The sequence below is a fragment of the Actinophytocola gossypii genome (assembly GCF_025165815.1).
GTDB classification, from domain to species: domain Bacteria; phylum Actinomycetota; class Actinomycetes; order Mycobacteriales; family Pseudonocardiaceae; genus Actinophytocola; species Actinophytocola gossypii.
Window position 1 is genome coordinate 132,151 of record NZ_JAFFZE010000016.1, and the last position, 21,683, is coordinate 153,833.

Annotated in this window: 21 protein-coding genes and 1 pseudogene; 8 read left to right on the forward strand and 14 right to left on the reverse strand. The window is 73.8% G+C overall.

What is annotated here, in order from left to right:
* Window positions 1–5 precede the first annotated feature (5 nt).
* The 5 genes from JT362_RS21890 to JT362_RS21910 are packed head-to-tail and all read left to right on the forward strand — an operon-like array spanning window position 6 to window position 5,670.
* On the forward strand, window positions 6–1,508 hold the full coding sequence (locus tag JT362_RS21890) for a right-handed parallel beta-helix repeat-containing protein (protein ID WP_375546543.1): 1,503 nt from the start codon (window positions 6–8) through the stop codon (window positions 1,506–1,508).
* Between the two features lies 1 nt (window position 1,509).
* Window positions 1,510–2,718, forward strand: coding sequence for an O-antigen ligase family protein (locus JT362_RS21895; RefSeq protein ID WP_375546544.1), 1,209 nt, complete (start codon window positions 1,510–1,512; stop codon window positions 2,716–2,718).
* Window positions 2,715–3,386 (forward strand): class I SAM-dependent methyltransferase, encoded by a 672-nt coding sequence (locus tag JT362_RS21900; RefSeq protein ID WP_260193433.1) that lies wholly within the window; start codon window positions 2,715–2,717, stop codon window positions 3,384–3,386. Before JT362_RS21895 ends, JT362_RS21900 begins: the two co-directional genes overlap by 4 nt.
* A 3-nt stretch (window positions 3,387–3,389) precedes the next feature.
* Window positions 3,390–4,583, forward strand: coding sequence for a glycosyltransferase (locus JT362_RS21905; protein ID WP_260193434.1), 1,194 nt, complete (start codon window positions 3,390–3,392; stop codon window positions 4,581–4,583).
* The gene (locus JT362_RS21910) at window positions 4,564–5,670 is read left to right on the forward strand and encodes a nucleotidyltransferase family protein (protein ID WP_260193436.1); all 1,107 of its coding nucleotides are present in this window, start codon (window positions 4,564–4,566) and stop codon (window positions 5,668–5,670) included. Before JT362_RS21905 ends, JT362_RS21910 begins: the two co-directional genes overlap by 20 nt.
* Here the strand turns inward: JT362_RS21910 and JT362_RS21915 are convergent.
* Together JT362_RS21915 and JT362_RS21920 are read right to left on the reverse strand one after the other, a co-directional pair.
* A complete protein-coding gene (locus JT362_RS21915) occupies window positions 5,661–6,449 on the reverse strand; it encodes a class I SAM-dependent methyltransferase (RefSeq protein ID WP_260193438.1) in 789 nt (262 codons plus the stop codon). The genes JT362_RS21910 and JT362_RS21915 overlap by 10 nt on opposite strands.
* Window positions 6,450–6,543: 94 nt before the next feature.
* The gene (locus JT362_RS21920; protein WP_260193440.1) at window positions 6,544–7,101 is read right to left on the reverse strand and encodes a helix-turn-helix domain-containing protein; all 558 of its coding nucleotides are present in this window, start codon (window positions 7,099–7,101) and stop codon (window positions 6,544–6,546) included.
* A 72-nt stretch (window positions 7,102–7,173) separates the two neighbouring features.
* On the opposite strand from JT362_RS21920, the gene JT362_RS21925 reads away from it, so the two are divergent.
* A complete protein-coding gene (locus tag JT362_RS21925; RefSeq protein WP_260193441.1) occupies window positions 7,174–8,709 on the forward strand; it encodes an MFS transporter in 1,536 nt (511 codons plus the stop codon).
* Window positions 8,710–8,763: 54 nt separating this feature from the next.
* On the opposite strand, the pseudogene JT362_RS35650 reads toward JT362_RS21925, so the two are convergent.
* Both JT362_RS35650 and JT362_RS21940 read right to left on the reverse strand, forming a co-directional pair.
* Window positions 8,764–9,759 (reverse strand): annotated as a pseudogene (locus JT362_RS35650) (asparagine synthase-related protein); the annotation flags it as partial.
* 65 nt (window positions 9,760–9,824) lie between these two features.
* Window positions 9,825–9,965, reverse strand: a complete 141-nt coding sequence (locus JT362_RS21940) for a lasso RiPP family leader peptide-containing protein (protein WP_260193442.1) — start codon at window positions 9,963–9,965, stop codon at window positions 9,825–9,827.
* Window positions 9,966–10,085: 120 nt separating this feature from the next.
* On the opposite strand from JT362_RS21940, the gene JT362_RS21945 reads away from it, so the two are divergent.
* The gene (locus JT362_RS21945) at window positions 10,086–11,825 is read left to right on the forward strand and encodes an ATP-binding cassette domain-containing protein (RefSeq protein WP_260193443.1); all 1,740 of its coding nucleotides are present in this window, start codon (window positions 10,086–10,088) and stop codon (window positions 11,823–11,825) included.
* Here JT362_RS21945 and JT362_RS21950 read toward each other — a convergent pair.
* The 3 genes from JT362_RS21950 to JT362_RS21960 are packed head-to-tail and all read right to left on the reverse strand — an operon-like array spanning window position 11,795 to window position 13,366.
* The gene (locus JT362_RS21950) at window positions 11,795–12,715 is read right to left on the reverse strand and encodes a hypothetical protein (RefSeq protein WP_260193445.1); all 921 of its coding nucleotides are present in this window, start codon (window positions 12,713–12,715) and stop codon (window positions 11,795–11,797) included. The two genes, JT362_RS21945 and JT362_RS21950, sit on opposite strands and share 31 nt — an antisense overlap.
* Before the next feature lies 1 nt (window position 12,716).
* On the reverse strand, window positions 12,717–13,118 hold the full coding sequence (locus JT362_RS21955) for a lasso peptide biosynthesis B2 protein (RefSeq protein WP_260193446.1): 402 nt from the start codon (window positions 13,116–13,118) through the stop codon (window positions 12,717–12,719).
* Window positions 13,115–13,366: a PqqD family protein gene (locus JT362_RS21960; RefSeq protein WP_260193447.1), complete on the reverse strand. Its 252-nt coding sequence runs from the start codon at window positions 13,364–13,366 to the stop codon at window positions 13,115–13,117. Before JT362_RS21960 ends, JT362_RS21955 begins: the two co-directional genes overlap by 4 nt.
* A gap of 92 nt (window positions 13,367–13,458) precedes the next feature.
* Between JT362_RS21960 and JT362_RS21965 the strand changes: the two genes are divergently transcribed.
* A complete protein-coding gene (locus tag JT362_RS21965) occupies window positions 13,459–14,085 on the forward strand; it encodes a phosphatase PAP2 family protein (protein WP_260193448.1) in 627 nt (208 codons plus the stop codon).
* Here JT362_RS21965 and JT362_RS21970 read toward each other — a convergent pair.
* The 7 genes from JT362_RS21970 to JT362_RS22000 form a co-directional block, all read right to left on the reverse strand.
* Window positions 14,076–15,368, reverse strand: a complete 1,293-nt coding sequence (locus JT362_RS21970) for a glutamate-1-semialdehyde 2,1-aminomutase (protein ID WP_260193450.1) — start codon at window positions 15,366–15,368, stop codon at window positions 14,076–14,078. The two genes, JT362_RS21965 and JT362_RS21970, sit on opposite strands and share 10 nt — an antisense overlap.
* A 2-nt stretch (window positions 15,369–15,370) precedes the next feature.
* The gene (gene rfbC / locus JT362_RS21975; protein WP_260193452.1) at window positions 15,371–15,916 is read right to left on the reverse strand and encodes a dTDP-4-dehydrorhamnose 3,5-epimerase; all 546 of its coding nucleotides are present in this window, start codon (window positions 15,914–15,916) and stop codon (window positions 15,371–15,373) included.
* Window positions 15,913–17,079: a polysaccharide pyruvyl transferase family protein gene (locus JT362_RS21980; RefSeq protein WP_260193454.1), complete on the reverse strand. Its 1,167-nt coding sequence runs from the start codon at window positions 17,077–17,079 to the stop codon at window positions 15,913–15,915. The genes rfbC and JT362_RS21980 overlap by 4 nt, the downstream gene beginning before the upstream one ends.
* Window positions 17,076–17,996, reverse strand: coding sequence for a glycosyltransferase family 2 protein (locus JT362_RS21985; RefSeq protein ID WP_260193456.1), 921 nt, complete (start codon window positions 17,994–17,996; stop codon window positions 17,076–17,078). The genes JT362_RS21980 and JT362_RS21985 overlap by 4 nt, the downstream gene beginning before the upstream one ends.
* Window positions 17,997–18,145: 149 nt before the next feature.
* Complete coding sequence (locus tag JT362_RS21990) at window positions 18,146–19,402, reverse strand: MATE family efflux transporter (protein ID WP_260193458.1); 1,257 nt, start codon at window positions 19,400–19,402, stop codon at window positions 18,146–18,148.
* Window positions 19,402–20,667: a DUF4910 domain-containing protein gene (locus tag JT362_RS21995; RefSeq protein WP_260193459.1), complete on the reverse strand. Its 1,266-nt coding sequence runs from the start codon at window positions 20,665–20,667 to the stop codon at window positions 19,402–19,404. Before JT362_RS21995 ends, JT362_RS21990 begins: the two co-directional genes overlap by 1 nt.
* Complete coding sequence (locus JT362_RS22000) at window positions 20,664–21,680, reverse strand: NAD-dependent epimerase/dehydratase family protein (protein WP_260193460.1); 1,017 nt, start codon at window positions 21,678–21,680, stop codon at window positions 20,664–20,666. Before JT362_RS22000 ends, JT362_RS21995 begins: the two co-directional genes overlap by 4 nt.
* Window positions 21,681–21,683 lie beyond the last annotated feature (3 nt).

The following is a 21,683-nucleotide window of genomic DNA, read 5'->3' on the forward strand; positions in this document are numbered from 1 at the left end:
CCGCCGTGACCAGTCGACTGTGGACCGCCGTGGGGCTGTCGGCCGCGCTGCTGCTGGCCGGCTGCACCTCGACCCCGGTCGACGAGAGGCCGGTCGAGGAGGGCCCGGCCGGCTCGGTGCCCGCGGTCTGCGACCACGTGCGGCCCGGCCCGGCCGAGGCCCCCGCCGGCGCGGTGACCGTCGACCCGGCGGTGGACGGCGACCTGACCGACAAGACCATGGCCAACCCGCCCGGCACCACGTTCTGGCTCGCGCCCGGCACGCACACGCTCACCACGGACCTGTACGGGCAGGTGATCCCCAAGGACGGCAACACCTACCTCGGTGCGCCCGGCGCGGTGCTCGACGGGCAGGGCAGGAACCTGTTCGCGTTCACCCAGCCGGCGAGCCACGTGACGATCCGGCACCTGACGATCCAGGGCTTCGCGGCCCCGCACAACCAGGGCGTGGTCAACCACGACTCCGGCGACGACTGGGTGATCGAGCACAACACGATCCAGTACAACGACGGCGCCGGGATGATGGCCGGCGCCCGTCAGCGAATCCGGGGGAACTGCCTGCGGGAGAACGGCCAGTACGGCATCAACGCGTTCTCCGCCGGCAACACGATCACCGGGCTCGTGGTGGAGGGCAACGAGATCGTCGGCAACAACACCGACGACTGGGAGACCCAGCGGCCCGGCTGCGGCTGTACCGGCGGCGTCAAGTTCTGGGCGGTCGACGGCGCCGACGTGCGCGGCAACTGGGTGCACGACAACCGGGGCCCCGGCCTGTGGGGCGACATCAACAACAACGACTTCCTGATCGAGCACAACCTGATCGAGCACAACGACGGCGCCGCGATCGTCTACGAGGCCAGCTACAACGCGATCATCCGGGACAACACGATCCGCGGGAACAACATGGTCGAGGGCAGGATGTTCGCCGGCCGGGGCGATCCGTTCCCGGCCGCCACCATCTACGTCTCCGAGTCCGGTGGCGAGCCGAGGATTCCGGCCCGCACCGACCGGATCGAGATCCACGGGAACCTGCTGGAGAACAACTGGTCCGGGATCACCGCGTGGGAGAACGCGGACCGGTTCTGCAACAGCCCCGCCAACCCGAGCGGCGACTGCACCCTGCTGGCCGAAACCGGGGAGTGCGCCCAGCCGGGCATCGCCGAGCAGCCGCACTACGACGACTGCCGGTGGAAGACCCAGCGCCTCGACGTGCACCACAACAGGTTCGTGCTCGACCCGACGGTGGTGGAGTGCAGCAACTCGCTGTGCACCAGGATGGCGGTGCTGGCGAACTACGGCACGTTCCCGAACTGGTCGCCGTACACCGGCGACGTGGTGCAGGAGGCGGTCACGTTCGGCCAGGACAACCGCTGGCACCACAACGAGTACTCCGGCCCGTGGACGTTCATGGCCTACGACACCAGCGGGGTGCTGACCCAGACCAAGTGGCAGAGCGAGCCGTACCGGCAGGACGAGGGCAGCACGTTCGTCGTCCAGGAAGCCGGCTGACGTGACCCGCCTCGACCCGGCCCCGCCGACCGCGTCCGTCGGCGCCGAGCACCGCCCGCCGAAGCTGGTCGGCGCGGTGTGGGCGCTGCTGGTGGTCAACGTACTCGGCTCGCAGGGCGCGCAGACGTTCGTGCCGGTGCCGCAGCCGGTGTACCAGCTGGTCACGATGGGCTCGCTGGTCGCCGCGTTCGTGCTGGCGCTCGCGCTCAACCCGCGCATCCGGTTGCGCCCCAACGCGTTCCTGCTGATGCTCAGCCTGCTGCTGGTGACCAGCCTGGTGGCCACCGTCCAGCTGGAGACCGGGGTCGGCGGCGGCCTGTTCCGCTGCTGGCGGCTGGCCATGTTCCTCGCCACCCTGTGGCTGCTGACCTGCTGGTGGGACGGCACGGTCGCGTTCGCCAGGTACCACATCCGGTCCTACGCGGCGGTGCTGGTGACCGTCGTGCTCGGCCTCGCGGTCGCCCCCGGCCTGGCCATGCCGGAGACCTACGGCGGCCGGCTGACCGGCGCGATCTGGCCGCTCACCCCGCCGCAGGTCGGCCAGTACGCCGCGGTGGTCGCCGGGCTCACGCTGGTGCTGTGGCTGGCGCGGCGCACCGACCACCGCAGCACGCTGGCGATCGCGGTGCCGGCGCTCGTGCTGGTGTTCATGTCCTACACCCGCACCGCGACGCTCGGGCTGGCGGTGGCGCTGGTGGTGGCCGGGATCAGCCTGGCGCTGACCACCGCGCGGGCCCGCCGGTTCATCGCCGGGACCGCCGCCGCGGCCACGCTCGCCGCGGTGGCGTTCGCCCCGGCCATCGAGACGTGGTTCCGCCGGGGACAGACCGAGGAGAACTTCGCCAACCTGACCGGGCGGCAGAAGGTCTGGGACGCGCTGCTGGCCGCGCCGCGCTCGCCGAGCGAGCTGTGGTTCGGCGTCGGCCTGGGCAACAAGTCGTTCGACGGCCTGCCGATCGACAGCGGCTGGCTCGCGGTCTACCAGGAACAGGGTCTGATCGGCGTCGGCATCGTCGCGGTGTTCCTGGCGACGCTGCTCGCGGTGGCGTTCCTGCGGCCGCCGTCGCCGGCGCGGGCGTGCGCGGTGTTCCTGATCGTGTACTGCCTCATCGCCTCCTACACCGAGGTCGGCCTCGGCGACGCCTCGCCGTACCTGCTGCACCTCGCCGCCGCCGCGTCCTTGCTCGTTCCACGACAGGAGACAACATGACCAAACTCGCTCGGTGGGTGCACCACAAGCTGGGCGACCCGGACCAGCGGAACTCGTTCTCCAGCCGGCGGCGTTCGGTGCGGTTCGCCGAGCTGATGCGGCGGTTCCCGAACCTGGACGCGATGCGGGTGCTCGACCTCGGCGGCACCCCGGAGTTCTGGCGCGCGACGCCGGTCCAGCCGAAGTACGTGACGACGGTCAACCTCGACCCCAAGTACGACCCCGAGGAGCCGTGGCTGGACCACGTGGTCGCCGACGCCTGCGAGCTGTCCACACTGGACAAGTGCCCCGGCGACTACGACCTGGTGGTGTCCAACAGCCTGATCGAGCACGTCGGCGGCTACCAGCGCCGCCGGGACTTCGCCGAGGTCGTCACCTCGGCCGCGCCGGCGCACTGGGTGCAGACGCCCAACCGGTACTTCCCGGTCGAGCCGCACTACGTCGCGCCCGGGTTCCAGTTCCTGCCGGTGCGGACCCGCGCCCGGCTGGTGAGCCGGTGGCCGCTCGCGCACGAGCGGGTCTACACGGTGCCGGACGCGCTGGCCCAGGTACTCACCATCGACCTGGTCAGCACGGCCGAGCTGCGGCACCTGTTCCCCGGCTCGGACATCTGGCACGAGCGGCTGGCCGGGCTGTCGAAGTCGATCGTCGCGGTGCGGGCGGGCTGAGCCGTGCGGGTGCTCGTCGTGCACAACCGGTACCGCTCGGGGCAGCCGAGCGGGGAGAACGCGGTGGTCGACCAGGAACGCGCGCTGCTGACCGCCGCCGGCCACGAGGTGCTCCGGTTCGAGCGGCACAGCGACGACATCGCCGGGATGTCCCTGCCGGGCAAGGTGTCGGTGCCGCTGCGGGTGCCGTGGAACCCGTCGGTGCGCCGCGAGCTGGCCGCGCGGCTGCTGGCGGAGCGCCCGGACGTGGTGCACGTGCACAACACGTTCCCGCTGCTGTCACCGTCGGTGTTGGCGGCGTGCGCCGACGCCGGCGTGCCCGCGGTGGCGACGCTGCACAACTACACGCCGGTGTGCGTGCCGGGGACGCTGTTCCGCAACGGGCGGGTGTGCGTCGACTGTGTCGGCGGCCCGCCGCTGCCGGCCGTGCGGCACGGCTGCTACCGGGGTTCGGCGGCGGCGACGGTGCCCGGGGCGGCGAGTCAGGTGCTGAACCGGAGCCGGTGGCGGACCGGGGTGGCGCGGCTGTTCTGCATCTCGGGCGCGCAGCGGGAGCTGCTGGTGCGGGCGGGGATGCCGGCGGACCGGTTGGTGGTCAAGCACAACTTCGTGCCGGATCCCGGGGTGCGGCGCACGGGGGCCGGCGAGCACGTGCTGTTCCTCGGGCGGCTGGCCGAGGAGAAGGGCGTGCGGCTGCTGATGTCGGCGTGGGACCGGCTCGCGGGGTCGCTCGGGGTGCCGCTGGTGCTGGCCGGCACGGGTCCGCTCGAGACCGAGGTGGCGGCGTGGGCGGCGGGCCGGGGCGACGTGCGGTACGCGGGGCTGCTGGACCGGGCCGGGTGCCGGGAGCTGACCGCGCGGGCGGCGGTGGTGGCGGCGCCGTCGACCTGGCTGGAGACGTTCGGGCTGGTGGTGGTTGAGGCGATGGCCGCCGGGGTGCCGGCGGTCGCGCCCGCGCACGGCGCGTTCCCCGAGCTGGTCGACGACGGGGAGACGGGCCTGCTGCACCGCCCGGGCGACGCGGAGTCGCTGGCGGCGGCGCTGCGGGCCGTGCTGGTGCCCGGCCGGAACGCGGCGATGGGGGCCGCGGCGCGGCGGCGGTACGAGCGCGGCTTCACCCCCGAGGTGGGGCTGGCGAACCTGCTGGCCGGGTACCGGTCCGTCACGGAGGATCGCGGTGCGCAGGCTGTGCGGTGAGGCGAGCTACCCGGCGCCGCTGCTGGCGGTGGCGGCGTACGGGCTCGCCGGAACGCGCCCGATGCCGAAGGAGCCGCTGGACGACGAGGTGTGGAACGCGCTGCTGACCGGGGCGCGGAAGCACCGGGTGCTCGGGCACCTGCGGGCGGCGGTGTCGTCGGGCGCGCTGCCGGCCACGGACGGGCAGGTGGCGCGGGTACGGGCGGTGCACCGGGCGCTGCTGGTGCGGATGCTGTCGCTGGAGAGCCAGCTGGTGCGGGTGGTGGACCTGCTGGCACGGGCCGGCCTGGACACGCGGGTGCTGAAGGGCAGCGCGTACGCGCACCTGGACTACCCGGACCCGGCGCTGCGCTCGTTCATCGACCTGGACCTGCTGTTCCGGCCGTCCGAGGTGGAGGGCGCGGTGGCGGTGCTCACCTCGGCCGGGTTCACCAGGACGTTGGCCGAACCGCGCCCCGGCTTCGACCGGCGGTTCGACAAGGGCACGACGTTGCGCGCGGCGGACTTCGAGCTGGACCTGCACCGGACGTTCGTGCTCGGCCCGTGGGGGTTCCGGGTGGACCTCGACGCGCTGTGGGCCGACTCGGCGACGTTCGAGCTGGCCGGGCGCCCGGTGACCGCGTTGTCCGCCCCGGACCGGTTCCTGCACGCCTGCTACCACGCCGCCCTCGGCGACTGGCCGCTGCGGCTCGGCTCCCTGCGGGACGTGGCCCAGCTGCACCCGCGCGACGAGGCCGCCGTACTGGCCCGGGCGCGGTCGTGGGGCGTCGAGGCGGTGGTCGCCGCGGCGGTGGCCGACTCGACGCGCCTGCTCGGGCTGCCGGTGACCGGGGAGCTGCGCACCTGGGCCCGCGACCACGTGCCGACCCGCCGCGAGGAGTCGTGGCTGGCACTGCACACGCACGAGCACAAGACGTTCGCCGCGCAGGCGGTGGCGACCCTGCCGGTGCTCCCCGGCCTGCGTGACAAGGCCGCCTACCTGCGGGCCCTGCTGTTCCCGGACAGCGGGTACACGGCCGGGCGGCACGCGTCGCCGCTGTCCCGGTTCCGGCACGGTCTCCGCGACGCCCGCCGCGGTCACGGCTGACGCGCGGCCCACACGGTGCGTTCGGTGCGGACGCCGAGGTCGTCGCGGTTCGGGAGACCGTCGAGCAGGCGGTCCAGCGCGGCGAGGTCCTCGGCCGGGAGCAGGTCGGCGACGGCGCCGCGGATGCGCCGGAAGCTGGTGAGCGCGTAGCGGCCGACCGCGTCGGAGCGGTCGAGGTCGACGGTGACCGTGCGTTCCCCGTCGAGGGTGAACCCGGCCGCGACCAGCTTGACGCCCCAGTCGGCGCCGCGGTGGGGCATGTGCTCGGTGTGGTGGTGCTCGACCGCGGCGTGGCAGCGTTCCTCCAGGGCGCTCTCCGGGGTGCCCGCCGGCAGGAACCGGGGGAAGCCGGCGAGCTCGACGACGGCGAACAACCCACCGGGGGCGAGCAGGTCGCGGACGCGGCGCAGCGCGTGGTCGGGGTCGGCCAGGTGGTGCAGGGACGCCGACGCCCAGACCAGGTCGGGGGTGCCGAGGTCCGGCCAGGTGCCGTCGAGGTCGGCCTGGACGGTCCGCACCCGGTCGGCCACCCCCAGCTCGCCGGCCTTCTCGGCCAGGCGGCGCAGGTGCTCGGCGGACGAGTCGACGGCCGTGACGTGGGCGTCGGGGAAGCGGGTGAGCAGGGCGAAGGTGCCGGTGCCGGTCCCGGCACCGAAGTCGACGATGTGGCGCGGGCGCGCGTCGACGGGCAGCCACGCGGTGATGGCCGCGATGTGCTCGGCGAGCACCTCCGCGTCGAGGTCGAGGATGTCCGTCTGGTCGTGCGTGGTGTCGGTCATGGCCTCACGGTAGGTCGACCGTGCGCCTCGTGCACGAACCCTTGCCTGTTTGGCAAGGAGGTCACGTGCTGGGCTGCCGAACACGCAAAACCGGTCACTCCTTGTGCCCCCGGCGGGCGTCCCGGTCGAAGATGCCGAGCACGTCGCACGGTCCTCCTTCGACGCCGATCGCGTGCGGGAGCATGGTGGGGAACTCGGCGGCCTGGTTGGTCTCGATGCGGAGCCGGCGGTTGCCCAGCAGCAGGACGGCGGTACCGGAGAGCACGACCATCCACTCGCGACCCGGGTGAGCACGCATGCGCGCCGGGTTGTCCGGCGGCGGTTCCGTCATCCGCTGGCGAATGACGATCATGCCGGGCTCGGCCTTGATGGGCCACTGCATGCGCCCGTGCGCGTTGTCGATCAGCGGGCTGACGATCACGTCGTCGGTGTCCGTCTCGACGAGCTGGTCGAGCGAGGTGTCCAGGGCCCTGGCGAGGGTGACGAGCTGGTCCAGCGCGAGACGGCGCTGACCGTTCTCGATCCGGCTCAGCGACGACGGACTGAGCCGCGCGCGCGTCGCCAGTTCCTCCAGCGACCACCCCTGCGCCACCCGGAGAGCGCGGACGCGTTTGCGCACCAGGCTGTCCAGCTCGTCATCTTCTTGCTTCATAGGCACGAGTGTATGCCCGAGCCGCAAGACGTGCCTAGCGTCGTGCCGCACGGTCCTACTCGAGAGGAAGACATGAGCACGATCTCGGACGCGCGTCAACGCCGCTCGACCCTGGTGGCGGTCTGTATCGCCCTGATGGCGGTCATCGCCTCGGTGACCGGACTGAACGTCGCCCAGCCGGATCTCGCCCTGGCCTTCGGCGCCGGGCAGAGCACGATCCTGTGGATCATCAACAGCTACACCCTCACCCTCGCCGCGCTGCTGCTGCCGCTCGGCGCGCTCGGCGACCGGCTGGGCCGCAAGCCCGTGCTCCTCGCCGGCCTGGCCGCGTTCGGGGCCGCGAACGTCGTCGCGAGCCTGGCCCCGTCGGCGGAGGTCCTGCTGGCGGCGCGGGTGCTCAGCGGCGTCGGCGCGGCGATGATCATGCCCGTCACGCTCGCCGTCATCACCTCGACCTTCCCCGATGAGGAACGCGGCCGGGCGATCGGCGTGTGGACCGGGGTGGCCGGGGGCGGCGGCATCCTGGGCATGTTCCTCTCGGCCGTGCTAGTGGACGTGGCGAGCTGGCGCTACCTGTTCGTGCTGCCGGTGGCCCTCGTCGTCGTCGCGTTCGCCATGGCGCGGCGTTCCGTTCCCGACTCGCGCGAGCGGGCGGGGCGCTCCTTCGACACCGTCGGCTCGCTGACGTCGCTGGTCGCCGTGGTCGGGCTGATCTTCTTCCTCCAGGATGGCCCCGAGCGGGGCTGGAGCGCGCCGGCGACCCTGGCCGGGCTGCTCGTCGGCGGCCTGGGCACCGTCGGCTTCGTGGTCTGGGAGCTGCGTCACCGGTCCCCGCTGCTGGACGTTCGGCTCTTCCGCGAGCGCGGCCTGGCGAGCGGGTCCGTGGTGCTCCTGGCGGTCTTCGGCGTCCAGGCGGGGATCTCGGTGGTCCTCTACCCGTTCTTCCAGACGGTCTTCGGCTGGTCGGGGCTACTGTCCACGGTGGCGCTGATGCCGATGGCCCTGCTGATGATGGTGACCTCCGGACTCGCCCCTCGGCTGGCCGAGCGCGTCGGAGCGCGCGCGACCATGGCGGCCGGCGTCGCGCTCGCCGGAGCCGGCCTCGGTCTGATGGCCACCCTCGTCTCCGTCGACGGGGGCTACCTCGCGATCCTGCCCGGCGTGCTCGCCATGGGCGTCGGCATGGGCCTGTCCATGCCGCCCGCCACCGAGGCGATCACCGGCGCGCTGCCCCGGGAACGGCAGGGCGTCGCCTCCGCGCTCAACGACGTCACCCGCGAGTTCGGCACCGCGCTCGGCGTCGCGCTGCTGGGTGCGCTGCTGTCCGCCGGCTACCGGGGCGCCATCGGCCCTCGGCTCGACGGCTATCCGGACGAGATCGCCGGCCCCGCCCGCGAGGGCATCGCCAACGCCATCAGGGTCGCCGACGGGCCGGAACTGGTCCTGGCCGCGCAGCAGTCCTTCGTCGACGGGTGGCGGACGGCGATGTGGACCGGGGTCGCCCTGATGGCGGCCCTCCTCGCCTACGTCCTGAGCCGCGGCCCCAGGCCGCCGGCTCAGCCACGCCTGCTGGAGCAGGGACATCGAGGGGGCGTGCGGGGTGGGTGAGAGCCAGTTGGCGCGGAGGGCGTCGGGGTCGACGAGGTCGGGGTCGACGCCGGTGCCGTCCCAGGTGCGGGCGAACTCGCGGGTGTGGCCGCGGAAGACGGCGTTCGCGAACCGGGCCTTGGTGCGGCGCTCCAGCACCTCGCGGGGCAGCAGGTCGCCGAACAGGGCGCGCATGGCGGAGGTGCGGCCGGTCCAGCCCCAGCGGCCGGCGGCGTGCGCGACGGACGCGACGACGGCCGGCTCGGCGAACGCCTGGACGTACTCGGCGTCCAGTTCGGACGCCAGGGCCCGCATGGTCGCGTAGCCGATCGTGGCGCAGCGGCGGGTGGCGAACTGCCAGGTGTTCCGGCCGGCGTGCAGCGCGTACGCGGCCAGGTCGTCGGCGTCGCGGCGGGCCAGGAGTTCCTCGACCTCGGGGCGTAGCCACGGGCGGCGGTAGCGGGTGCGCAACGCGCCGCGGCGGCGGAACGCGGCCGGGGCGAGCGCGCGGAGGGCGTCGCGGTGGACGGCCGCCGGCACGCGGGTGCGGGCGGCGAGGAGCTTGGTCAGCGGCGTGATCCGCTTGAGCCCGAACGCCTCGTCGCCGCCCTCGCCGGTGAGCAGGGCGCCGCCGCGGGCCTGGGTCAGCATCCGGTACGTGGGTGTGAAGTTCGGCGGCCAGACCAGGCCGTGGCGGCGCAGCACACCGGTGCCGACCGGGCCGAGGGGGTCGTGTTCGTCGTGCACGGTCAGCACGATCCGGTCGGTGACGCCGAGGTGGGACAGCACCCTCCGCTGCCACGCGGACTCGTCGGTGTCGGCGGCGTCCGGATAGGACAGGGTGACCGGGATCGGCGGCGGCAGGGACTCGCGGCGGGCCAGGGCCACGGCGGCGGCCAGCAGTACCGAGGAGTCGCGGCCGCCGGAGAAGGCCACCAGGCACGGGGTCCTCGCCAGGTGTGGCAACAGGACGCTGTCGAGCACCTGGCGGGGTGCCGGGTGCTGGCCCGACGGCGGGGGGACCGGGTCGTAGCCGTTGACCCAGCCGCCGGCCACCTCCAGGGGGTCCATTGTGTACACGGAGACTCCTGCCGGGGCCACGGACCGCTCCAGGGTCGATCCGTGGCCCCTGACGATCACGAGTAGTTGTCGTCGTCGCCGAAGATCGGCAGGATCCAGGTCAGGTTGTCGGAGGACTCCCCGAACAGGTTGGCCTGGGTCACGTCGGTGAGCGAGCCGAGCGCGGTGAGCTCCGGTGCCTCGTACGGCTGCCGCATGGTCACCTCCTTCATGGCCGTCGCAGCTGATGCAGGGCCGTTGTCCTGTAGGTCGCCCGACCGGCCGGATCATTACCCTTTTCCTGTAACGAAAACGGTGGGTGATCGGACGTTCCAGTCGTGCGACTGCGACGGTTGGCGACCACTCCGCGCCTGCTCGCGGCCGCCGCCCGCGAGGTCCGCCTGGCCGACCGGGCCGGCACCGCGGTCGCGTCGGTCTACCAGCTCGTGGGGGCCGTCGCGGCGCTCGGCGTGGTGGCCGCCGGCAAGCTCACCTTCGACGCGCTGCTGACCCCGGACACCGCCGCGCTCGGGCTCACGCCGGCGCTGCTGCTGCTCGCGCTCGCCACCGCGCTCACCGGGTCGGTCGGTCCACTGCAGACCCAACAGCACCGGGTGCTCGGCGAGCGGGTGGCGCAGCGGGTGTGGGACCGGCTGCTGGACACCACCGCGCGGGCGGACCTCGTCACCTACGAGTCGACCGGATTCGCGACCGCGCTGGAGCGGGTCCAGCAGCACGCGGTGACCCGGCCGTTCACCGTCACCACCTCGCTGCTCGGGCTGACCGGGAGCCTGCTCGGCGTGGTGGCCATGTCGGCGGTGCTGGTGACCGTTGAGCCGCTGCTGGTGCCGCTGCTGCTGGCCGCCGGGGTGCCGGCGGTGCTGCTGTCCCGGTGGGCGAGCCGCACCGAGTTCGCGTTCGCGCACCGGCTGACCGCATTGTTCCGCCGCCGCGAGTACCTGCGCCAACTGCTGACCAGGCGGCCCTACGCGGCCGAGGTGCGGGCGTTCGACGCGGCTCCCGCGCTGCGCGGGCGGCACGAGGAGCTGAACGTCGAGGTCAACGCGGCCCTGCGGGTCCAGGTGCGGCGGCGGCAGGTGATCGCCGTGCTGTCCACGCTCGGGGTCGCGGCGGCGCTGACCGCGGCGCTGCTGGCGATCGTGCAGCTGGTGCGCTCCGGCCGGATCGGGCTGGCCGACGCCGGTGCCGCGGCGATCGCCGTGCGGCTGCTGTCCGGGCAGCTCGGGCGGCTGTTCGGCGCGGTCGGCGGGCTGCTGGAGTCGGCGCCGTTCCTGGCCGACCTGGAGCGGTTCGTCGCGTCCGGACCGGAGCCGGCGCCGAAGGGACGACGGCACCGGCTCGCCGACCGGGTGGCGCTGCGGTCGGTCAGCTTCGCCTACCCCGGCCAGGACCGGCCCGCGGTCGACGACGTGGACATCGAGGTCCGGGCGGGCGAGGTCGTGGCGCTGGTCGGGGAGAACGGCTCGGGCAAGACGACGCTGGCGAAGATCGTCGCCGGGCTGTACGACCCGGACTCGGGCGTGCGGGTGTGGGACGGCGAGGCGGTGCCGGCGCCGGACGTGCGGGCGTCGGTCACGGTGGTCTTCCAGGACTTCGTGCGCTACCAGCTGTCGGTTCGGGACAACATCACCATCAGCGACGCCGGGGCCGACCCGGCCGCGGCGGCGGACGCGGCCCGGCGGGCCGGCGTGCCGTTGGACCTGGACACCGTGCTCGGCCGCGACCTGGACGAGGGCGTGGACATCTCCGGCGGCCAGTGGCAGCGGGTCGCGCTCGCCCGGGCGCTGTACCGGGACACGCCGCTGGTCGTGCTGGACGAGCCGACGGCCGCGCTGGACCCGCGCGCGGAGCACGAGCTGTTCACCGACGTGCGCGCGACGCTGGGCGGGCGGGCCGCGCTGCTGATCTCGCACCGGTTCTCCAGTACCCGGCTGGCGGACCGGATCTACGTGCTGGCCGACGGCCGGGTCGTGGAGTGCGGCACGCACGACGAGCTGATGGCCTCGGCCGGCCAGTACGCGGAGCTCTACCGGCTGCAGTCGGCCGCGTACCGCTGAGGCGCCAGCACGGCGTCCAGCAGGTCGGCGAGCACGCCGTCGGCGAACGGGAGCCCCCACGGGATCGTGGCCTCGAACACCGGGACCCGCTCGACCAGGTCGGCCAGCGACTGGAACGCCGACGCGGCCGTTGGGCCGTCGGTCCAGCCGAGCACGCGCGGGTAGCGGCTCAGGCCCAGCAGCGCGACCGCCGGACGCAGGCGCCGCACGGCCACCCCCGCCGCCGCCCGGTCCGGGCGGGGGACGACGCAGGCCGCCAGCGGGAGCGGGCCGCCGGTCCACACCCGAGGGGCCACCGCCAGGCGGCCGTCGGCGGTCTCCCGGACGGCGGCGGTCTCGGCCAGGGCGCTGGCGGCCGGCCGCAGGCGGCTCTCGGTGGCGCCCGGGTGCACGACGCCGCCGTCCACCCGGAGCAGGTCGTCGGAGACGAGCGCGTGGCCGGCCGCGCACAGTGCGGCGGAGAGGGTCGACTTGCCCATGCCGGACGCGCCGACGAACGCCACCGCCCGGCCGTCGACCTCGACCGCGCTGGCGTGCAGCACGTGCGCGTGCCGCAGCGTCAGGTGCACGGCGAGCAGGGTGCCGGCGATCAGCACCGGCAGCAGGCCCGCGTCGGCGCCGGGGTGCAGGTGGATGGTCACCTCGGCATCGCCGACGAAGTCGCACAGACCGGGGTAGCGGAGCACGGTCGTGTCCCCGACGCGGGCGAGGGTGTAGAAGACCGAGCCGTCGGGCCGCAGCACCTCGGCCAGCGGCGGCCCGGGGCGCTCGGCGGGCACCGGACGGTCGGGGCCGCGGCGCAGGACCAGGTCGGGGTGGCCGGAGCCGGGTGGCAGCGGCAGCTCGACGTCGCTGGCGATCCGCAGGCCGTAGGCGTGGTAGCCGGGCATGTCAGCGGCCGAGCGGGGCGAAGTCGACGGCGGTGGGATCGAGCGTGCGGCCGTCGACCTCCAGCCACGAGTGCGCCAGGATCCCGTCCCCGTCACGGCGGACGCCGATGCGCAGGACCGGGGACAGGTGCCGCAGCCGGTTGCCGACGAGCAGGCAGCGGCGCAGGCAGGTGTCGCCGTGGCGCCAGCGGCGGGTGGCCGCCGAGCAGGCCCGGATCGCGGTCCTGGCGCGGCCGGGGAGCACCGCGGGCCCGGTCGCCGGCGGATCGCCGCTGTCCAGGTCGGGCACGATGCCGAGGCGGGCGCACACGGTCGGCAGGTCGTGGCGGCGCAGCATGGCCTCGACGCGGGCCAGCCGGCAGCAGGCGAGGGCCACCTCGGCCAGGTACCGCGCGCGTCTCACCGGACCAGCCGTGCTTCGGTGAGCCGGCCGACGAACGCCTCGACGTCCCGGCGGGCGACGTCCGCGTCGACCTCGTACTCGCCGACGATCGTGTCGACGAGCTCGTCGATGGTGCGTTCCTCGCCGAGCAGCTCGACGATCCGGGTGCCGATGCCGGTGACGGAGAAGTACCGGGAGTCGGGGAGGCTCAGGATGATGGTCTCGTCGCCGATGGTTCTGGCCGAGAGTTCGGTCGATCGCAGGCGCATGGCGGATTCCTTTCTCCATAGTGGATTCGGTGGCGCCGCGGCACCCGTTACCGCTGGGAAACGATCGTGACCAGGGCGGCGATTCACCAGGTGTGCGCACCGACTCGGAACCCACTGCCCGGCCGGTCCCGCTGGCCCGGGTTCCGCTCGCCGTGGTCGCGGTCTGCGCGGCGATCGGGCTCGCGGTGCTCTGCGTGCTGTTCGCCGGCGAGACGGCCGGGACCTGGTTCGACGCCTGGCTCAGCGCGCGGCTGGTGGAGCTGGGGTCGCCATGGCGTCAGCTCGCGCTCGTCGTGGACTACACCGCCGAGCCCGTGGGCGGCGCGCTGACGCTCGGCGCGCTCGTCCTGGTGTGCCTGCGGCTCGGGCACCGCAGGGCCGCGGTACTGGCCGTACTGGGCACGGGCGGCAGCATCGCGTGCACGACGGTACTGAAACCGTTGGTGGGGCGGGAGATCAACGGCGGGTTCCTCGCGTTCCCCAGTGGGCACACGGCGGCCGCGACCGCCATGGCGCTGGTCGTGATGCTCGTGGTCGCGCGCCGGCTGGTGCCGATCCTGGTCGTCACCGTGGCGGCCGGTACGGCGATGGCCTGGTCGCAGGTGCTGCTGAACGCGCACTACGCCACCGACACCCTCGGCGGCTTCTGCGCCGCGCTCGCCGTGGTGCCGGCGGTGGCCTGGACGATGGACCGGGTCGCCGGCGCGTCTCAGGCGTAGCGGCGGAACACCGGCCGCACCGGGCGGCCGCCCAGCCACGGGGTCGGGTCGTCCGCGTCGAGTGCCCGCCGGTACACCGCGCACGCGCCGGCCACCACCTCGACGGTGCGGTCGACGTCCTGTTCGGACAGCGCCGCGCTGACCACGAACGACGGCCCCAGCACCCCGCCGGTGACCAGCTGGCGCAGGAACAGCGTGCGGTACTCCTGGGACGGGCGGCCCGCGTTGTCCAGGGTGGCGAACACGAGGTTGCTCTCCCGCCCGCGCACCACCACGTGCTCGCCCACGCCGGCGTCGGCGGCCACCGCCCGCACCCCGGCGGCGAGCCGGGCACCCAGCTCGTGCAGCCGCGCGGTGACGCCCTCGGCGGTGTACGTCTCCTGCACGGCCATCGCGGCGGCCAGCGCGTGGGTCTCGGCGCCGTGCGTGGTGGACAGCAGGAACACCCGCTCCCGGCTGTCCCGCAGGCCGCCCAGCTCCATCAGGTCGCGGCGGCCGGCGAGCGCCGACACGGCGAACCCGTTGCCGAGCGCCTTGCCGAACGTCGACAGGTCCGGAACCACCCCGTACAGGCCCTGCGCGCCGGCCTCCGACCAGCGGAACCCGGTGATCATCTCGTCGAAGACGAGCACCACGCCGTGCCGGGTGCACAGCTCGCGCAGGCCGCGCAGGTAGTCCGGCCGGCCGGTGGCTTCCAGCACCAGGCAGGCGAGGTCGTGGCGGGTGATCAGTTCCTCGGCCGCGGGCAGGTCGCCGTAGGGGAACGTGACGGTCAGCTCCGCGACCGCCGACGGGATCCCGGCCGGCATCGCGGTGAGGCCGATGAACCAGTCGTCGGTGGAGAAGAACGGCTGGTCCCGGCAGATCCCGACCAGCGCGCGGCCGGTCGCGGCCCTGGCGAGGCGTACGGCGGCGGTGGTGACGTCCGAGCCGTTCTTGGCGAACTTCACCATCTCGGCGGTCGGCACGGTGGCCAGGAACCGTTGCGCGGCCTCCAGCTCGACCACGCTCGGGCGCACGAAGTTGGCGCCGAGGTCGAGCTGGGCGCGCACGGCCTCGGTGACCCGCGGGTGCGCGTGCCCGAGGCTGACCGAGCGCAGACCGGAGCCGTACTCGAGGTAGGAGTTGCCGTCGACGTCCCACACGTACGCGCCGCGCCCGTGCGTGATGACCGGCGCCATGCCCTCCGGGTACTGGTCCTCGCCCTTGGCGTAGGTGTGCGCGCCGCCGGGGACCAGGTCGTGCAGGCGCTTGTTGGCCTCGCGCGAGTTCGTGAAGTCCATGTCTACGAGCCTTTCAGCGCGTCGGCGAGGGTCGGCGCCCGGTTGTCCCGTTCGGACAGCAGGGCGACCGGCAGCGGCCACGGGATGGCCAGCTCGGGGTCGTCGAACGCGATCGCCACGTCCTCGGCCGGGTCGTGCGGGCGGTCGATCCGGTAGGACACGTCGGCCGGGTCGGTGAGCGCCTGGAAGCCGTGCGCGCAGCCGGCCGGGACGTACAGGGACACCTGGGTGTCGCCGGACAGCTCGACGTGCAGCTGGTTGCGGTGGGTCGGCGACCCGGGCCGCAGGTCGACGACGACGTCGAACACGCGACCGGACGAGCAGCGGACGAGCTTGGCCTCGCCGCGCCCGGACCTCAGGTGCATGCCGCGCAGCACGCCGCGCCGGGAGCGGGACACGCTGTCCTGCGCGAACGCGTCCGGGTCGAGGCCGACCGAGGCGAACACGTCGCGGTCGAAGGTACGGGAGAAGAACCCGCGCTCGTCGGCGTGCGGGGTCGGCTCGAACAGGAACGCCCCGGCGATCTCGGGCACCGGCCTGGCCTTCACGCGCGCACCTCCGTCGGCAGGAGCGTGGCCAGGTGGGCGAACTGCTCGTCGAGCAGCTCACGTTGTTCCTTGGCCCGGACCAGGAGCGTCCCGGTGACCTCGGGCGCGCGCCGCTCCAACTCGGCGACCTGGCCGAGGACCCGGTCGACGTCGAAGTCGCGGATCGAGTGGCAGTACGCCCCGAGGCCCATGGTGTCCATGAGGACGTCGTTCTTCGCGGCGTAGCCGAGCGACACGGTCGGCCGGCCGAGCTTGAGCGCGCACAGCACGTTGTGGAAACGGCTGGCGACCACCACGTCCACCCCGGCCAGCTCGCCCAGCAGCTCGTCCAGGGTGGACACCTCGGCGGCGGTGACCGGCAGGTCGGCCATGACCTCGTCGACCACCGCCGAGTCGAGCCGGTCCCCGACGAACAGCCGCACGCTCCGGCCGTCCTCGACCAGCCGCCGCACCAGCGCCTTGACCTTCGCCAGGTAGTCGGCGTGGATCTCCTCGGCCCGCGCCCGGTCGTCCGGCCCGCCCCGGTAGGCCATCACGCCGACCCCGACGCACCCGGTGTCGGCCCGGCCGTCCGGGGTGGGCAGCGCGAACGCGAGGTCCGGGTAGACGCGGTCGCGGGACACGTCGACGCCCATGGCGGCCAGCGCGTCCCGGGACCGGGCGTCCCGATAGGACCGGAACGCGGCCAGCCGGGCGGCGCGGGTGACCAGCCAGCGGATGGCGCGGTCGCGGATCGGCCCGGCACCGACGCTGACCAGCGCCACCGGTGTGCCGAACAGCCGCCCGGACAGGCACAGCAGGAACAGGGAGTACGGGAACCCCCAGGGCCGCAACGGAAGCGTGGCCTCCAACACGCCCATGCCGGGCACGATCACCAGGTCGTGCCGGCGTACCCAGGCCGCGGTGCGCACCACCTCGCCCAGCTTCCCGGCGACCTTCGCCACGGCCGAGCGGACCCCGGACGCGGTGCGGAACTCGGTGTCCCGGTACAGCGCGGTGGCCTCGATCCCGTAGGTGGCCCGCACCCACTCCGGGCCGCCGCACAGCGCGTCGATCCGCGCGTCCGGGTGGGCGGCGCCCAGGTGGTCCAGCATGGCGCGCAGGGAGCCGTCGTTGCCGAGGTTGCCGGAGCCGAGCAGCCCGAACAGGCCGATCCGGGTCACCCCAGCCGCCCTTCCCGCCCGGCGACGATCGTGTTCACCACGAACGACTCCGCGCGGGTGTCGACCGGGGCGCGGTCCTCGACCCGGTGCGTGCGGTGCGGGCGGGCGCGGCTGGCCAGCCAGGCGGCCAGGTGCCGGAAGCACTCGCGGCGCTCGGCCGGGGTCAGCGGCGCGCGGCGGATCGCGCCGACGAACCCGAGCACGTAGTCACCGAGCAGCCGGACCGTGGGGTGGCGCCACGGGTTGGCGCGGCGCGGGTCCAGGTTCGCGCAGCGGGTGCGGATCGTCGGGTTGGCGCGCTCGGCACGAGTGGGGTGGTCGCGGCGGAAGAACAGCAGCTCCGGCACCTGGCGGAACGGCCCGTGCAGCGCGATCTCGGCGACGAACGTGCGATCGGCGTGGTGGTAGCTGTCGTGCGGGCGGACCCGGCGCAGCACGTCGGTGCGGATCACGCCGTAGAAGTCGTCGCCGCCGGGCTCGAACAGCAGGCTGCGGAACCGTTCCGGCGCGCGGGGCGCGGCGGTGTCGAGCCGGTAGTCGAACGGCACGGTCACCGCGCCGTCGCCGTCGATGATGGCCTGGCCGACGTGCGCGAGCACGGCCTCGGGGTGCGCGTCCAGGGTCTCCACGCAGCGGCGCAGCAGGTCGCGGCCGTACAGGTCGTCGTGCGAGGCCCACTTGAACAGCTCGCCGCGGGCGAGGGTGAACACGTGGTTGTGGTTGGGCGCGGCGCCGATGTTGCGGTCCAGTCGCACGTACCGGATCCGGGAGTCCTTGGCGGCGTAGCGCCGGCTGATCTCCTCGGTGGCGTCGGTCGAGGCGTTGTCGGTGATGATCAGCTCGTAGTCGGTGAAGGACTGGCCGAGCAGCGCGTCCAGCGACTCCGCGAGGTACTCCTCGCCGTTGTAGACCGGCAAGCCGATGCTCAACCTGGGTGGCCGTTCCGCCTCTCCGAATTTTTGCGTGGTAGTCACGTTGGCGAACGAAAGGTCACGTTTGGTCACATGCTTGTGGCTGGGTTGCGTCACGTTCCCCTGGGATGCGGTTGGCAAACCCTCAGGTTGTGTCATGTCGTCACTCCGGTGAGATTCTCGGTGCGAGGTTCCGGGTGGTGTGCGCGCAGGGCCGCCCGCAGCTGCCACCACCACACGGCGGCGCCGCACCACATGGCGACGGCCGAGCCCCAGCTCGCGCCCTCCGCGCCGGCGGCGAACGCACCGGCGAGGCCGGCGCCGAGGTAGCCGGCGGAGGCGATCAGCTGGGCACGCAGGCTGCGACGAGCGGCGCCGAGCGCGCGCAGGCCGGCGGTGGCCCCGGCGACCACACCGGCGCCGGTGACCGACAGGGTGACCGGCACGATCAGCTCCGACGCCGGCCCCCACACGTCGTCGAGCGCGAGCCGGCCGAGGGCGTCCGGCACCGCGAACAGCAGGAGCACGCCCCAGGCGGCCGCGGCGACCGCCTGGCCGCCGCCGAGCAGCAGGCAGAACCGGGCCAGCCGGTGCGGGGCGCGGCGCAGTACCCGGGCCGCCTCCGGCACGGCGACCAGGTTCACGCCCATGAGCAGCGCGAGGAACGGGCCGAGCAGCAGTTCCGCCCCGCGCAGCGCGCCGACCTCGGACAGGCCGGCGATCGCACCGAGCCCGTACATCCGCAGCTGGGACGCGCCGGAGTTGCTGACGTTCTCCACCAGGTACCGGGAACCCAGCTCCCGGTGGTGCCGCAGCCACTCCAGCACCCCGCCAAGGCGCGGGGTGATGCCGCTCTGCAGCCAGCCGCAGCCGGCGCCGAGCAGCGACGACCCGCCCCAGGCCAGTACGAACGCCCACACGCCACCGTGCCCGGCGGCCAGCAGCAGCGCCGGGACCATCGCCGCCGCCCAGACGACGTCGTTGACCAGCGCGTGCTGGCCCCGGCCGGCGGCGAAGAACGCGAACCGCCAGCTGTCCTGCAGCAGCATGGCGGGGGCGACCACACCGAGCGCGACGAACGCCATGCCGAGCTCGTCGCCGATGGCCAGGCCGGCGGCCACGCTGAGCACGCCGAACGCCGTGCCGACGGCGACCGCGGTGCCCGCCGCCCGAGCGGTCGCGGTGCGCCAGCGGTCGGCCGGGACGCCGGAGAACCGGACCACCAGCGGGTCGGTGGCCAGGCCGCGGGAGACGTTGAGCAGCACGCCGTAGGTGACCCACGCCAGGCTGAACACGCCGAACCCGGCCACCCCGAGCTCGCGGGCGACGACCAGCCCGACCGCGAAGTTCGTCATGCTCGACACGGCCTGGTCGCCGAGCCCCCAGCTGAGGCGTCCCGCGAGTCCCCGCACTACGCCTCCTTCAGCAGCCCGGCGTCGCGCAGCGCGTCGGCCGCGGTGGCGACGGCGCCGAACGGGAGGCCGGCGCGCTCGGCGACGTCGAGGAGGCTGTGCGTGCCGTCGGACAGGTTCAGCACCCACAGCATCGCGAGCTGGGCGTCATGCGCGTCGCTGCGGCCGCCGAGCGAGTCGTACAGGCCGCGCCGGCCGAGCTGCGGTTCGCCGTAGGGGCTGAGGTTGACGTAGGCGCGGTCGCGGTCGAGCACGGCGAACGCCTCCTGGAGGACGCGCAGGGTGTCCACCATGGACTCGCCGGTGACGAAGTCGGGGTCGTCGCCGGAGGTGTGGTACTCGGGGTAGCCGGCGTAGGGGGTGCGGGTGAGCGAGCCGACGCCGAGGTCGAAGCCGGGCGAGCAGTACTGGCGCTCGTCGTAGCCGTACGGGGAGAACGCGCGGATCTCGTGTGGACGACCGGCCAGGACGTGCCGGAACACGCGGTCGACCGGGGCGTCGCCGCGGCGGCTCTGCTTGTAGGTCAACGACCCCCGGTCGCCGGCGCAGGCGAGCACGACGCCGTGCCGCACGCGCTCGATCCGGCCGCGGTTGCGGGCGAGCCAGGTGATCGCGCCGATCGTGCCGGGGGCGAACACGAACCGGTACGTGTGGTACGGGTTCTCCAGCGAGAGCGCGAGCTGGACGGCGACCGCGATGCCGGCCAGGTTGTCGTTGGCCAGCGACGGGTGGCACACGTGGCAGCTGACCAGCACCTCGTCCTCGACCTGGCCGGGCACGACGTGCTCGGCGTAGGTCAGCGAGCCGTCGGCCAGGGTGGCGTCGATGAACACCTCGTACTCGCCGTCCGGCAACGCGTCCAGTGTGGACTGGGCGAGGCAGAAGCCCCACGTCGGCGCGTAGTAGCTGGTGCGGTACGGCACCAGGTCCGGCTGGTCGGGCAGCGTGTGCAGGTGCCGGCGCAGCTCGGTGAGCGGCATCCTGGTGTGCACCGGAACGCTGTAGCCGACGACGTGCAGGTTCGACTCGCGGAAGTCGACCACCCGGCGGCCGGTGGCGTCGGCGACGTAGGCGTCGCGGATGTTCCACTCCCGGGGCACGGTCCAGTCGAGTACCCGGGTGCCGGTGGGCACCTCGTGCACGGTCAGCGGCAGCTGCTCACCGACGACCGCGAGCGTCTCGCGCACGCCGTCGCCGGTGATGCTCCGGCACAGCGGGTACAGCCGCCGCACCAGCGCGTGCATCCGCTCGCCGAGGTCGGTCATCTCGGCTGCCGCAGGGTGTCGTCGACGCCGGAGTGCCCGCGCAGCCACGCCAGCCTGGTGAACCGCTGCTCGAAGGTCTCCCTGGTCAGACCGTGCTTCTGGTAGGCATCGATCAGCTCGACGGCGCCGTCCTTGACCGTCCACCCGCACTCGAAGCCGGGGACGGCCTCGCGGAAGCGGGAGAAGTCGACCCGGTAGGAGCGCGGGTCGGCGCCGGCCTCGCCGGTGATCCGCAGCGTCGAGCCGGGCACCGCCTCGACGACCTCGGCGGCGATCTCCGCGACCGTGACGTTGTTGCGCTCGGTGCCGATGTTGAACGCCCGGTCGTGCACGGCGTCGCGCGGCGCCGCCAGGGCGGCGAGGAACGCGGCGGCGATGTCGCGGGCGTGTACCAGGGGCCGCCACGGGGTGCCGTCGGAGAGCACCAGCACCTCGCCGGACAGGTGCGCGTGGCCGACCAGGTTGTTCAGCACGATGTCCGCGCGCAGCCGGGGCGAGAACCCGAACGCGGTGGCGTTGCGCAGGTAGACCGGGGTGAAGTCGGCGTCGGCCAGCTCGTGCAGGTCGTCCTCGACCCGCACCTTGGACTCGGCGTACGGGGTGACCGGGCGCAGCGGCGCGTCCTCGCCGACCAGCTCGTCGCCACCGGCCGCGCCGTACACCGAACAGGTGGAGGCGTACAGGAACCGCTCGACGCCGGCGTCGCGGGCCAGCCGGGCGAGCCGCACGGCGGCGTGGTGGTTGATGTCGTAGGTCAACTCGGGGGCGAGCGCGCCGAGCGGGTCGTTGGACAGCGCGGCCAGGTGGATCACGGCGTCCACATCGGACACGTGCGCGGCGGTGACGTCGCGCAGGTCGACGGTGTGGCCGGGCGGATCGTCCGGCGCCGGGCCGAGCACGCAGCCGTCGAACAGGCCCGAGTCCAGGCCCACCACCTCGTGCCCCGCGTCGCGGAGCACCGGCGCCATCACGGTGCCCAGGTAGCCCTTGTGGCCGGTCAACAGGACTCTCATGGC